The sequence below is a fragment of the Bacillus sp. SD127 genome (genome assembly GCF_058566445.1).
In genome coordinates, this window is record NZ_CP191226.1 from 3,526,053 (window position 1) to 3,539,279 (window position 13,227).

The window sequence follows — 13,227 nt, forward strand, 5'->3', positions numbered from 1 at the left end:
CCCCCCGCCGCCGTCTTTACTGATATACGCGTTTTTTCGTTCTCAGCACATCAGCGAGAAATGTGAGTGCAAGCCCCTGACCCCAGCCTTGTATTCGTTTGTAAGGCACTTGTTTGTATCCTTCCGCATTTTTCATGACGGCTGTGCCCGCGGATACTTTGCTGACACGTCCGTCCTCTTCCACCGCATCCAAAATGGCGGCAAGTGATTTCTGCGCGTATTTTGTATAGAGCTTCCCGCTCGACAGCAAAGCAGAAGCAATGCCCGCCGATGCCGAAACCTCCAAATACGAATCCTGATCATCCAAAATGGTATGCCACAGCCCTGAATCGTCCTGCAGCCGGACAAGCGCGCTCAGCTGGTCTCTGAGCGATCCGTCAATGATCATAAAAGAAGGATGCGTCACCTCAATGAGCGGGAGCGCTTTTGCCATCGTGAGCGCAGCCCAGCCATTCGCCCGCCCCCAATAAATCCCCGACAGGTGGTTTTGCGCTTTGTTGTCCCAGGCATGGTAATACAGATTGGTTACGGGGTCCTGCAGCACGTCCTCATGTCCATGAAACTGGCGCAGGCCGTCCTCGAAGTAATCCTCCCGCTCCATCACACGGCCGATTCTCAGCATAAACAGCCCCGCCATCATCAGCGTGTCCGCCCACGCCTGCTCAGGAAACACATAATCCGCCGAGTTCACCGTATGCTGAAGAATACCTTCTCCAAAGCGCGGCGCATGATGAAGCACATATTCCGCCATCTCGCCAGCCGTTTCCAAATAGACGTGATCTCCCGTCACCTGATGCAGAAACAAAAGCGTATGGCCGATTGATACACCGTTGATCGACAGCGGCGGCAGCCCATCCTCAAGCTGTTCATCCACCCACGTTTTTAACAGTTTGATATACTCCTCGTTTTCCGTCGCTTCATACGCCTCCGCCACGCCGTAAAATGCGACGCCGCCTGGCCAATCCCACGCAAAATCCATTTGAAATGTCCGTTTCACGATTCGGTCAATAACGGCTGTGACCTTTTCTTCATCAAAGATAAGCTGTGCCATCTGCAACACTCCTTTTTATTTTAATCCGGTCGTACTGATGCCCTGAACGATATATTTTTGAAACAGAAAGAATACGAGAATCACAGGCAGCAAAGAGACGGCCGACATGGCAAACATCGCGCCCCAGTTCGAAGCGGATTCCGTATCGAGGAAAAGCTTCAGCGCAAGTGAAACAGGATAAAGCTCCGGCTTATTCAAATATAAGAGCGGCTGAATCAGCTCCTCCCACTTCCAATAGAAAGAAAAAATCGCAGACGTCGCAAGCGCCGGTGCAATGAGCGGCAGAATGATCCGCCAAAAACAGGCAAAGCGCCCGCACCCGTCGATTCTCGCTGCTTCATCCAGCTCCTCAGGGATCGTCCGGATAAACTGGATCATCAGAAAGATAAAAAACGCATGCCCGAAAAATTGCGGAACAACAATCGGTTTAAATGAATTCAGCCAGTCTAATTTCGCAAACATAATGTACTGCGGAATCATCAGCACTTCATGCGGCAGCATTAACGTCCCCATCATACAGGCGAACCAAAATGCTTTTCCTTTAAACGGGATGCGCGCAAAGCCGTAGGCAATGACAGCCGATGACAGAACGGCGCCGATTGTAGACAGCCCGACAATGATCGCCGAGTTTTTAATAAAGGCCCAAAACGGCTGACCCGCAATGCCCTTCCACCCTTCAGCATAGTTGCTGAGAATAAAAGGATCTGGAATGAGAGAATGAGAGGTTGTGAAAATACTGGAGCTTTCTTTAAAAGAACTGACAAACAGCCAAATGACGGGATACAGCAATAACACCGCCAGTGACGCCGTAAAAACATGGAACAGAATGCGTTTTGGCCTGATGCGCCCGGCTTTTTTCCCTTCAAACACCGGGGCTTGCCTGACAGGCTGGTTGACCGGCTCCATCCGTTATTCCTCCTTTGATTCGTAGTGAACCCAATATGATGATGTTTTAAATAAAATCAGCGTAATCAGCCCGACAATGATCAGCATGATCCACGCCATCGCCGAGGCGTAGCCCATTTGAAAATAGTTAAACGCCCGCTGGAACAAATAGAGTGAATACAATAGCGTCCCGTCAAGCGGACCGCCCTCGCCTTTTGAGATGATATAGGCTGGGGTAAAGGTCATAAAAGCAGAAATCGTCTGCATGACCAGGTTAAAGAAAATAATCGGCGTCAGCATCGGAAGCGTGATCCTAAAGAAGCGCTGCACGCGGTTTGCGCCGTCCACGCTGGCCGCCTCTAAGTACGATGCCGGAATGTTTTTCAGCCCGGCCAGAAAAATCAGCATGGATGACCCAAACTGCCAGACGGACAGCAGAATCAGCGTCCATAACGCGCTTGTCGGGTCTTGGTACCAGAGAATTTTTTGATCGATCCCGACAAAAAACAGCAGCGCATTGATGACCCCGTCATTGCCGAAAATATTGCGCCACATAATGGCAACAGCCACACTTCCGCCGATGATAGAAGGCAGATAAAACAGCGTCCTGTAGATAGCCGTCCCCTTTGCCGCATTGTTTAAAATGACGGCAATAAAAAGCGCGAAGCCGAGGCGGAGCGGAACCCCGGCAAGCACATACGTGAAAGTGACCTTCAGCGACTGCCAATACTTTTCGTCACCCGTAAACATTTCCTTATAGTTATCGAGCCCGATCCATTTCGGCGCCGTAAACAAGTCGTAGCTTGTAAAGGACAGAAACAGGGACGCGCCCATCGGAATCACCGTAAAACAGAAGAAGCCGATAATAAACGGAGAAATAAAAGCATATCCCGCCAGATTGTCTTTTCTCATACTCCGGCTTATTTTCATTCTGTCAGCCCCATTTCCCGTCAATTATTCCTCTCTAAAATGTCATTGGCCTGCTTCCGGAATGTTTTGGCGGCTTTTTCCGGCGATACCTTCTGATACAGAATCTGATCAGACGTATCCTTCAGCAGCTTAATAACCTCCGCGCTTCCCACCGGCTCTGGCGGATCGGCTTTGCTGATATTTTTCGACGCGGCTTCCACATATTCCACAATGTTGGCCTCTTCCTCATTCAGCTCCGGTTTAATCGCATCTGCCACCTTGTCGGATACCGGAACGCCCCGCTCGCCTTTAATCAGCTGGTTCGCTTCTTCATTATTCACGAAGAAATCAATAAACTTCGCGGCCTCTTTTTTATGCTCTGAGCTTTTCGGAATAGAAAACAGCATACTCGGCTTCAGCGTCAGCGCTTTTTCCTTCATTTGCTGCGGCGGCAGATAGAGAGAAAGCGGCGAGTCTGTCAGCCGGGCAAAGCCTAAATATTGATTCGAGTAGTTCCATGTAATGGCTGATTTGCCTTTGACAATAAAGTCATCTTCCATCCCCTTAATTTGGGCGCTTTCGTCCGGTGTTGGCGATGTTTTTGCTTTGACCAGTCTCAGCTGCCGCTCAAAATAGTCAACAAACAGCTTGTCATCCTGATACGCAAGGCCCGTGCCGTCCTCTTTATAAAAACGCTCACCCTTTGTGCGCAAATAATACGGGAAGAAAATATCAGGCGGGTGCATTCCGTTAGATCCGTATACGCCGGCTTTTTCCTGCAGCTCATACGCCAGCTTCTCATAATCCTTCCACGTCCAGTTTTCCTGATGAATTGAAACACCGGCTTTCTTCAGCAGATCATCATTGGCAATCACAGAAAGCACGTTGACCCCAAGTGTAAATCCGTAAAGCTTTTCGTCAATTTTTCCGCCGGACAGCATATTTTCATCGATTGAACTGACATCAATTGTTCCGTCCTTCATATATGGCGTTAAATCCTCAAGCTGATTTTTCTTTCCGTATTGCGCCAAATATGCCGTATCCATTTGAATGACATCAGGCAGCTGGCCCGCGGCAGACATTGGCGCAAGCTTCTTCCAATAGTCATCCCAGTTCGCAAATTCCGCTTCAATATGGACGTGCGGATTCTTTTTCTCATATAATTCAATGACCTTTGTTGTATAGTCATGCCGCGGCTGTCCGCCCCACCATGCGATTCTGAGCGTAATGTCTTCCTTTTTCCCTGATGCTTCTTCACCCGCAGAACATCCGCTGAAAAACAAGACGCACACAAGTGACAGCAGCACGTAATAAACCTTCTTCACATCAATCCCCCCTTTAATGTAAGTGCTTACATTTTATTTTAAAGGGTTGTGACGGGGCGAAACACTCAAAAAACAGTGGCGAAAGTTAAAAAAACAGAGATGGCTACCCTGCGGAAGCGCCTCCCTGTTTTCTTCTGAATTCTGACGGTGTCAGACCAGTATATTTTTTAAAGACGAGACTGAAATACTTCGGATTATCACCGAATCCGATTTCTTCCGCGATTTCTGATACACTCACATCCCGCCTCAGCTTCATCTGCTTCATCGCATGCTCAAGACGCACCCGCGTAACATATTGGGAAAACTTTTCGCCTGTCTCCTGCTTAAAGATTTTCCCCAAATAATCAGGGTTCATAAACAGCATATCTTTTGCTGCCCATTTCAGAGAGAGATTCGGATTGCCAAGCTCGTCGGCGACAAGCCTGGTGATTTTAGAAATCAATTCACTCCGCTTTTGGTCACCGGCCGTTTCAGTTGCTTCCCGGAACAGCTGTCCTGCGTCCTGCAGCTCCCCCGTCCGGCTGATGATTACCCGGCAGCCTGCAAAGCCGTCCGCCGCCTTTTTCTCCAGATCAGGCGTGCCCTCCTCCACGGCAAACACCGCACGTCCTCCGCTACAGCAAAAAGCTGTCAGCGAGGAACCAAACGCCTCTCTGGCGGCAGAATCTTCAGGCTGAGTGTTCTCCGCGATGATAAGGCGAATCTTCTTACCTGCAAGCGAAGGCGGCGGAGACAGATGGGTGACACCGGCAATCAAGCCTTCCAGGTATTGATCAGCCGCAAAGGAACGGATATGATTCAGCTCATGTTTCAGGTGGGCGGCTTTCTTCTTCCGCACATCATGCAGCTTCAGCTCGGCGATGATTTCCTCTAATGAACGGATAATCTGCTGTTCATTGCAGGGCTTCAGCAAATAATGCCTTACCCCGTATTTCATCGCTTCCTTCGCGTACTCAAACTCCCCAAAACCAGACAGGACGATAAATTGCACGGACGGGCAGACGGCTGACACCTTTTTGATCAGCTCAAGCCCGTCCATACCGGGCATTTTTACATCAGTGACGACGATATGCGGCTGCTTGTTTACGATCTTCTCATACGCTTCAATTCCGTTCTGCGCTTTTCCGACTAAAGAAGCGCCAAGCGTCTCCCACTCAATGATCCCTGCCATTCCGTCAAGAATGATTCTCTCATCATCAGCAAGCAGTATTTTGTACATCACACCACCTCATTTCGGCACGGTATTGTCAGCAAAATCGCGGTTCCCTTTCCTTTCTCGCTTTGAATGCGTAAGCCATACGGCTCCCCGAACATCAGTCGGATGCGTTCATGAATATTCCAGAGCCCGATCCCTCTTCCGCCCGTTTTTTCAAGAATACGTTCGTCCATGCCGGGCCCGTTATCTTCGACAGTAATACAGACGCAGTCCTCCGTTTTTTTCGCTTGAAGGCGGATGGCGCATGGCCGAGTAAAAGGCTCAAGCGCGTATTGAATCGCATTCTCCGCCAGCGGCTGGAGTGTCAGCTTCGGAATTCGGCAATGCTTCACCTCATCGGCGATGTCCAGTGTGAAGTTCAAGCGCTCCTCAAACCGGAACCGCTGAATCGTCATATAGTGAAGCACAATATCCGCCTCCTCCTGAAGGGTCACTGTATCTTCTTTGATGTGAATGCTGTTTCGCAGGAGAAAACCGAGCGATTCCACCATTTGAGAAATTTGCTTCTGCTGATTCGCTTTCGCCAGCCAATTGATGGACTCAAGCGTGTTATACAAAAAATGCGGGTTGATCTGGGCTTGCAGCGCCTTCAACTCTGTTTCTTTAATAATAAGCTGCTTTTCCACATTTTCTTCCATCAGCTCATTGATCCGCTTCATCATCACGGTAAAATGGCGGTTCAGCGTTCCGGCCTCATCCTGTGTATGTTCCGGCAATGACAGCGACACGCCCGCCTCAATCCCGCCGTGCTGCACCGATTTCATTGCGGACACAAGCTGCTCGATCGGCTCTGTAATGCTGTTGGCAATCTTCCGCCCGAAAAGCAAAACCACACTGAAAAACAAAAGAAAACACGTACCGATTACCGTTTTCATAAAGGAAATTTTCGCGAACATCTGATCAAAGGGGATGACATTGTAGTAGCTCCAGTTTTGATAGGATGATTGAAGGAAAGAAATAAAATAACGTTTGCCATTCTTTTTTACCAAGTCATAACCAGGATGCCGCAGCGTCTGCTTTGTCATCTCAGGCGTAAGCACCGATGCATGTGCCGAATACACCAGATTGCCGTCCTTGTCTGCGATCATCATGTCTCCGACCGAATCGCCCCAATCCTTCGGCAAGTCACGAATCATCTGTTTCACATTCACTTGAATCAGCACCATTCCCAAGCCATTTAAACTCAGCTGATGAAACGATCTGATTTGCCGCGCTGAAATCAGGACAGGATCTGAATTGCCCAAGGTCATCCAAAGATTTCTGCCTTTTTGCGCTTTCGCCCGTTCAAATACCTCTTCCTGCTGCTGTTTCATAAGGTCCGATGAACTGCTTCCGGCGGAATACTCTGAGCCGCGGGCATCAATCAAATGAATCGAATCAATGTACTTTTCATCGCCGGCATATTGCGCAAGCTGATCCCACAGCTCCTGCTTCATTTGATACTGGTCATACGTATCATCACGGTTTTGCATGCTGAGAATGCGCTGAATTTGTTCATCGGTAATGATTTCATATGATACATCTTCAATTTTCTTCAGCTCGTCTTCAATCCGTTCAGAAGACATCCGCAGCACCTCCGAGGATTTGCGGTAAATCTGCTCATCATAGACATGAAAAGCGTACTGCACCCCGCTGTATACAAACAAAAAGGACACGGCCATAATCAATGACAGAAACACAAACAGCTTATCCTTAATCTTCATCCGCCTGTACCAGCCCGCGACTCTTCCTTTCATGCCGCCTTTTCTTTCTCCTGCCGCTGATCTATTGACATAAATGCTGTAAAGGACAGCTTCGTTAACAACAAGCTCAGCGCGCTGCCGCTGAAAAACAGCAAAAACGTCACATGAAACAGCACTAGAAACAACATTCCGACCGCACCCGCTGCCATCATCAGCGTCACCAATGGCCGGCTGAAGGCAATCAAAAAGCTGATGCTCAGCACCTGTCTGAGCTTTACATCAAAATGAGAAAAGACCGGAAACACATATAACAGCACAAACACGAAAATCAATCCGATGCTCATAAACACATTCACCAGCACAGGCTGATTCATCTGAGCGGCAATCCGTATATCCGCAAACAAAAACAAGCCGGCCGTCACAAGAATGAGCCCCAACAGCTGAGCTGCACCCCACTCCTTCTTAAACGTCCGGATAAACACAGAAAACACCGGGACATCCGTGTTCCCCTTCGCCCACTCTCTCGCCACTGAAAACATCGCGGCCGTAGCAGGCATCAACCCAAACACGACGAGCCCGGCAAGAGAAAACAAGATCCACAGCACATTTACATAAGCCAGTCTCATCACCCATGTACAAAAACGATTCAGCCCATTTGTCAGGCTATGTATCATCGACATCACCTTCCCACTACAGAAAACGCTTTCATTGTAAAGTAATATGTATTTCTCCACTCGAAAGAAAATTCCTGCCGGCCCGTAAAAAATTCGACATCATTTGAGACGGCAAATGTCTTACCTTCTCCTGATTTGCCTTTTCAACAGCCGGAACACCGTCTCGATCAAGTACCCGGCAAACGCTCCGACTATCACATGAATCCCAAGCATGCCCAGCGCCATGCCATCCCAGCCGCCGACAAAAAAGATGCTGCACCAAATTGTGATCACACCGAGAACAAGCAGCCCACCAGTATCCATTCCGGCCATTTATTTTGCGGCATCCTCAACCGCAGAAAAATGGAGACACAAGCGGAAATACAAGCCGTCGCAATGGCCATCACATAAAAAAAGATCATCCGCCCTTTCCTCCCTTTTCAAAAAGGCAAAAAAGCCCCCTAAAAAGGACGCTTATTCTGACTTGTTCAGTTCTTTCTCAAACAAATGAAACCCCGAGGCATCCGATCCCTTGAATTCATATCCCATTCTCCGGTAGAAGGAATGCAAGGCGTCGTTATCAGCAACACAATCAAGACGGATCCGCTTCTTCCCCGGATACTCAACACCCGTCTCCGTCCATGTGAGAATCTCGGCCCCAAGCCCATTCCCCGCAAACCGGCGGCTGACCGCCAGACGATGCAAATAAATGGACTCTTCGTGCCCCTCGTCTCCCCAAAGCGTTCTGTCCCACTCGCTCGGCTCAGGCAGAAGCATCACTACACCGGCCAGCTCTTGATCTTTCTGGAACACAAACACATGTCCGCTTTCAATTGAGCCAACAATATCATGTGAGTCATGCCCCTCCAGCAGCCCGCTCCATTGGTCAGAGCCCTGGTCCCGCAGCCATTCAGCCGTACGGACGAGCAGTCCCGTTATTTGCTCTGCATCCTCACGATCTGCCAGGCCGGCGTAAAAATCATTTGCGACAGTTTCTTTCGTAATCTTAAAAGATGTCATAAAGGCCCCCCGATCAAAAATAAACTTACATGCATACCTTCATTATAATGCAAGCAAACGACAAAAAAACAGAATATTTTGTCTGTATGTAAAAGGACGCATGAAGGGAGCCCCCGCTGCCTGTTAAAAGAGTTTCTTCTTATCCCGTTCTTCTTTTAAAATCTCAACCGCTTCCCTGAAGCGCATAGAATGCACAATTTCACGTTCACGCAAAAACCGCAGAGAATCGTTCAAATCAGGATCATCCGAAATATCAATCAGCCACTGATACGTCGCACGCGCTTTTTCTTCTGCTGCGATATCTTCATACAAATCCGCAATCGGATCGCCTTTCGCCTGAATATAGCTTGCCGTAAAAGGCACTCCCGCCGCATTGTGATAAAAAAGCGCGCCGTCATGATTCGCGTAATGATCGCCAAGCCCGGCTTCACGCAGCTGCTCCGGCGTCGCATCTTTCGTCAGCTTATACACCATCGTCGCAATCATTTCCAGATGAGCAAACTCCTCCGTGCCGATATCTGTTAAAAGGCCGATGACCTTATCAGGAATGGTATAACGCTGGTTCAAATACCGGAGAGCCGCGGCCAGCTCGCCGTCCGCTCCGCCATATTGCTCAATCAAATACTTTGCCAGCGTCGGATTGCACGTGCTGACCTTGACGGGATATTGCAGCTTCTTTTCATACACCCACATTCAAGCATTCCTCCTTATACTTGCCACGGCCATGGCCCTCGATTCCAATCCCAATCCTCACCCGCGGGGCTGTTGCCGTACTGCAAAAGCGGTCCGTAAGATGATTCGAACTGTCTTTTTAAGTGCCTCGAATAACCGGAATATTGATTAAATTGCTTTAGCGCGTCTTCATCATCAGGATGTGTATCTAAATACAGACTCAGCTCAACAAGCACAAAATCCGCTGCTTGAATCTGCTCAAGCTGGCGGTAATATTCCGCATCAACCTTTTTTGTCATGTGTGTCTCCCCCTCGATAAGGATTTTCATAAAAATCATAGAGATCCTTCCAAAGGGTGCCTTTCCTTAAAGCCTCCATCGGCGAAAACTGCTCCATATGCTCAGGCTGAAAGGTCATATAGAGGTTAGGCGGCGTTCTGTAATATTTCTTCCCTATGGGCGGACAGGGATCAAAACGGCTGTGAAAGGGCGTGTATGATTTAACAGGTGTAAACGGCTGCATATCCTTCATTCTGGCTCCTCCTTTCTCAAAAACAATGACCTTAATAGGTATGAGGCAGGAGGCGTCATTATGACAAAAATCTTAATAAGGAAGCTTGATTTGTTTTTCTATACCCGCAATTCGGAGAGGTCCCAAAAGCGTTAAACGTGTTAATTGATTTGCCATAAATAAAGGACTGTACTTCATGCCGCTTTCCAGCCAGGAACAAATCACCCCGATATGGGCGGAGGTGATATAGCTGACCAGTATCTCTTTCGGAATCTGAAGCTGTTTCTCAGATTCTTCAATGGATGAGAGCAATTCCTCGTAAATTCGTTTCTGAACGAATTCCGCCATCAGACTTCTGAATTGAGGAAGCCCTCTGTCACTCATCATCACTTGAAAGTACTCGGCGTGTTCATGGATGTACTCAAAGAGCCTCACAAATGAAACAGGCGGATGATCCTCATCCATACTGACCGGTTCCACCGGCGTCTCAGGCTTAACCTGCCGGATCAAATCATCGAGAACCTCCGTCATGCTTTGAAACAGAAAATCCTGTTTATCCCGATAGTGCAAATAAAAAGTGCCGCGGGTCAGATCCGCTTTTTCAGTAATTTCCTGAATCGTAATCGAATTGGCTTCTTTTTCTTTCAACAGTGCGATCAATGCGTCTCTTAAAAATTTGTTCGTTCTTTTGACTCTCGGATCTACTTTATTTTTTTTAGACATTTTTTACCTCCTTGTCTAACTTTTATTTTCTTCTGGACAAATCATCAGCTGATGTCTTCTTCTAAACGTTTGCACGTTCTCTGTTTATTGACCTTTTCCCAAAATCTACTGTACCATGAACTTACATCTTGTACATGATGTAAAGTAATAAACACGATGTTCATTACCTATTGAAACGAAGCTTCGTGACGTAAAATGAGTGCACTCCATCTGATCTACACCAGCCATGATAAAGAGAGGAGCCTTTGACATGAATGGAAAAATCGCATTAGAAGAGCACTGGGAATCTCCTGATTTTCCGGCAACGGGAAGTCACAATTTTACTGACGATGAATATTTCAGCGCTGTCCAAAAACGATTGCAGGAATTCGAGAAACGGATTGAAGACATGGATAAAAACGGCATCCAAACGTCGATTCTCTCATTAACCCAGCCGGGGATTGAAGGAATCACCGATCCTGACAGAGCTGTGAAACTCGCCAAGCAAATGAACGATCACGCTGCGGAATTCTTCGTTTCCAAACATCCAGACCGTTTTAAAGCATTTGCGGCGGTTCCGCTTCAAGATCCTGAAGAAGCAGCGAAGGAGCTGGAGCGGGCAGTAAACGAACTCGGTTTTGTCGGCGCCTTGGTCAACGGCTACAGTAATATCGGAGACGAAAATACCGCTCAATATTTAGACGAGCCACAGGTACGCCCTTTCTGGGAGAAAGCTGCACAGCTTCAGGTTCCCGTCTATCTGCATCCGCGTATCCCGCTGCCAAATCAGCAGCGTATCTATGAAGGCTACGAAGGCCTCCTCGGCTCAGCGTGGGGCTTTGGGGTTGAAACAGCAACACACGCCATCCGCCTGATTCTGAGCGGCCTGTTTGACGAATATCCTGATTTGACCGTAATTCTCGGACACTTAGGCGAGGGTCTGCCGTTTACGCTGCCGCGTGTCGAGCACAGACTGCGCCATCAGCGCCCTGAGACCCATGGAAACCATAAAAAAGCGCCGACTGAATACCTCCGCAAAAACTTTTATCTCACAACAAGCGGCGTATTCAGAACACAGGCATTAATTGATACATTGTTAGAGGTCGGCTCAGACCGCATCTTATTCTCGGTGGACTATCCGTATGAAACAATGGAAGAAATCTCTTCCTGGTTTGACCACTGTCCAATCAGTGAAACGGACCGATTGAAAATAGGCACCGAAAACGCGGCCAGCCTTTTTAAACTCAATAGATAAAAAGAAGACCTTCGGCAGAGCCGAAGGTCTTTCTAGACTATTCAGTCCAAAATGAGGTCAGCGCGTCCAGTACGAAACGTGATCAGCCGCAAACTCATCCAGCGAGCGGGGCTCTTTTCCCGTCACACGCTTCACTGTATCCGTCACCCGGTGTTCGGCACCATGGCGGATCGCTTCTTCTAATTCCGCCATAAAGCGGGCGTAATCCGCAGGCAAACCTGCTGTTTCCATCCTGTTTTGCAGTTCGGAAGAAGAAATGCTGACATGCGTCACCGGACGTCCCGCCGCGGCTCCGATGATCTCCGCCGCCTCAGCGTAGCTAAGCGCCTCAGGTCCCGTCAGAATATGATGAGTATTATGAGGCACAATGTCAATCAAAGCACGCACTGCTGTTTCCGCAATATCATCGGCATCAATAAAACCAAGTTTTCCCTCACCCGCCGCCGTGATGATTTGCCCCTCAGTTTGAATGGACATGCGATGCTGGACATTGATGAAGTTTTGCATGAAGTATGACGGCCGCAGCACCGCCCATTCCGGAAACCCGCGTACTGCACGATGCAATGCCCCAAACACAGGACCATCCTCAGGAACAGCGGACGCGCTGAGCATCACCACACGTTCAGCACCGAGCCGCTTTGCTTCCTTTAAAAATGGAAGCACATAAGGAGACGGATCAAACACACCAACCGGCGCAACGAGGTAAATCCGCTTCACCCGCTCCAATGCAGGCGTAAAGCTGGACTCATCCTTCCAATCAAAATATACATACTCCGTATTGCTAATCTCGCCCTTTTTCCTGCTTGCGATGCGAACGCTGTAACCCTGCTCAATTAACCGTTTAGCAATCCGGCTCCCTGTTGTGCCGGTTCCTCCCGTAATCAGAATCTGATCGTGATTCATCATTTTTCATCCTCCTCTGTTTGTACAAATGTTTCTCCAAACGTCTCATTGACGACAAGCGGATTCCAATAATCCTTATAATGCAAAATGCTGCCGTCCTTCGTTTCAATCACACTGATATAGGTTTGCCGGTAAGGCAGCCCAGTCGCGATCGCATAGCCTTCACATTGAAACTCCGCAATGATCGTGTTTGTATCAGCCGAGCGATACACTGTCGGAGCAGTAAAAGCAGAAATATGAATGTTATCAGGAAAATCCTTAATATAATCGTAAATGGCCGCCTTCCCTTCAATTCTTTCCGGAAATCCCTCTGGCGCATAGGGAAACTCCAATACGGCATGTTCATCCCACAGCTCTGTCCAGCGCTCCATATCCTTTTCAAGCATATATTGCATAAATTGATTCAGTGTGTCACATGCTTTTTCGTATTCCGTCATCATCATG

General features: G+C 48.3%; 16 protein-coding genes. 1 reads left to right on the top strand and 15 read right to left on the bottom strand.

Going from position 1 to position 13,227, the window contains the following annotated elements; translation table 11 throughout:
• Positions 1 to 16: 16 nt before the first annotated feature.
• The 13 genes from yesR to ACQVGS_RS18430 form a co-directional block, all read right to left on the bottom strand.
• Complete coding sequence (gene yesR, locus ACQVGS_RS18370) at positions 17 to 1,051, bottom strand: rhamnogalacturonyl hydrolase YesR (RefSeq protein WP_106022447.1); 1,035 nt, start codon at positions 1,049 to 1,051, stop codon at positions 17 to 19.
• Between the two features lie 15 nt (positions 1,052 to 1,066).
• The gene (locus tag ACQVGS_RS18375) at positions 1,067 to 1,957 is read right to left on the bottom strand and encodes a carbohydrate ABC transporter permease (protein WP_101863659.1); all 891 of its coding nucleotides are present in this window, start codon (positions 1,955 to 1,957) and stop codon (positions 1,067 to 1,069) included.
• A 3-nt stretch (positions 1,958 to 1,960) separates the two neighbouring features.
• Positions 1,961 to 2,890, bottom strand: a complete 930-nt coding sequence (locus tag ACQVGS_RS18380) for a carbohydrate ABC transporter permease (RefSeq protein ID WP_038954162.1) — start codon at positions 2,888 to 2,890, stop codon at positions 1,961 to 1,963.
• Positions 2,887 to 4,170, bottom strand: coding sequence for an ABC transporter substrate-binding protein (locus ACQVGS_RS18385; protein WP_103672149.1), 1,284 nt, complete (start codon positions 4,168 to 4,170; stop codon positions 2,887 to 2,889). Before ACQVGS_RS18385 ends, ACQVGS_RS18380 begins: the two co-directional genes overlap by 4 nt.
• A gap of 103 nt (positions 4,171 to 4,273) precedes the next feature.
• Complete coding sequence (locus ACQVGS_RS18390; protein ID WP_106022448.1) at positions 4,274 to 5,389, bottom strand: response regulator transcription factor; 1,116 nt, start codon at positions 5,387 to 5,389, stop codon at positions 4,274 to 4,276.
• Positions 5,389 to 7,122, bottom strand: a complete 1,734-nt coding sequence (locus tag ACQVGS_RS18395; protein ID WP_198097574.1) for a cache domain-containing sensor histidine kinase — start codon at positions 7,120 to 7,122, stop codon at positions 5,389 to 5,391. The genes ACQVGS_RS18390 and ACQVGS_RS18395 overlap by 1 nt, the downstream gene beginning before the upstream one ends.
• Positions 7,119 to 7,748 carry a YesL family protein gene (locus ACQVGS_RS18400; RefSeq protein WP_081638248.1) on the bottom strand — a complete coding sequence of 210 codons (630 nt, stop codon included), beginning with the start codon at positions 7,746 to 7,748 and terminating at the stop codon, positions 7,119 to 7,121. The genes ACQVGS_RS18395 and ACQVGS_RS18400 overlap by 4 nt, the downstream gene beginning before the upstream one ends.
• A gap of 114 nt (positions 7,749 to 7,862) precedes the next feature.
• The gene (locus tag ACQVGS_RS18405) at positions 7,863 to 8,054 is read right to left on the bottom strand and encodes a YesK family protein (protein WP_394373938.1); all 192 of its coding nucleotides are present in this window, start codon (positions 8,052 to 8,054) and stop codon (positions 7,863 to 7,865) included.
• A gap of 141 nt (positions 8,055 to 8,195) precedes the next feature.
• Positions 8,196 to 8,741, bottom strand: coding sequence for a GNAT family N-acetyltransferase (locus tag ACQVGS_RS18410; protein ID WP_105954767.1), 546 nt, complete (start codon positions 8,739 to 8,741; stop codon positions 8,196 to 8,198).
• A gap of 123 nt (positions 8,742 to 8,864) precedes the next feature.
• Positions 8,865 to 9,434 (bottom strand): spore coat protein CotJC, encoded by a 570-nt coding sequence (gene cotJC / locus ACQVGS_RS18415; RefSeq protein ID WP_024120490.1) that lies wholly within the window; start codon positions 9,432 to 9,434, stop codon positions 8,865 to 8,867.
• Positions 9,435 to 9,448: 14 nt separating this feature from the next.
• Positions 9,449 to 9,712, bottom strand: coding sequence for a spore coat protein CotJB (cotJB, locus tag ACQVGS_RS18420; protein ID WP_024120489.1), 264 nt, complete (start codon positions 9,710 to 9,712; stop codon positions 9,449 to 9,451).
• A complete protein-coding gene (gene cotJA / locus ACQVGS_RS18425; protein WP_024120488.1) occupies positions 9,696 to 9,944 on the bottom strand; it encodes a spore coat-associated protein CotJA in 249 nt (82 codons plus the stop codon). Before cotJA ends, cotJB begins: the two co-directional genes overlap by 17 nt.
• 72 nt (positions 9,945 to 10,016) lie before the next feature.
• Positions 10,017 to 10,646 carry a TetR/AcrR family transcriptional regulator gene (locus ACQVGS_RS18430; RefSeq protein ID WP_106022451.1) on the bottom strand — a complete coding sequence of 210 codons (630 nt, stop codon included), beginning with the start codon at positions 10,644 to 10,646 and terminating at the stop codon, positions 10,017 to 10,019.
• A gap of 250 nt (positions 10,647 to 10,896) precedes the next feature.
• Between ACQVGS_RS18430 and ACQVGS_RS18435 the strand changes: the two genes are divergently transcribed.
• A complete protein-coding gene (locus ACQVGS_RS18435; protein WP_151174813.1) occupies positions 10,897 to 11,880 on the top strand; it encodes an amidohydrolase family protein in 984 nt (327 codons plus the stop codon).
• Between the two features lie 57 nt (positions 11,881 to 11,937).
• Here the strand turns inward: ACQVGS_RS18435 and ACQVGS_RS18440 are convergent, their stop codons facing one another.
• Both ACQVGS_RS18440 and ACQVGS_RS18445 read right to left on the bottom strand, forming a co-directional pair.
• Positions 11,938 to 12,786 carry an NmrA family NAD(P)-binding protein gene (locus tag ACQVGS_RS18440; protein WP_106022453.1) on the bottom strand — a complete coding sequence of 283 codons (849 nt, stop codon included), beginning with the start codon at positions 12,784 to 12,786 and terminating at the stop codon, positions 11,938 to 11,940.
• Positions 12,783 to 13,226, bottom strand: coding sequence for a nuclear transport factor 2 family protein (locus ACQVGS_RS18445; protein WP_044163484.1), 444 nt, complete (start codon positions 13,224 to 13,226; stop codon positions 12,783 to 12,785). The genes ACQVGS_RS18440 and ACQVGS_RS18445 overlap by 4 nt, the downstream gene beginning before the upstream one ends.
• Position 13,227: the final 1 nt, after the last annotated feature.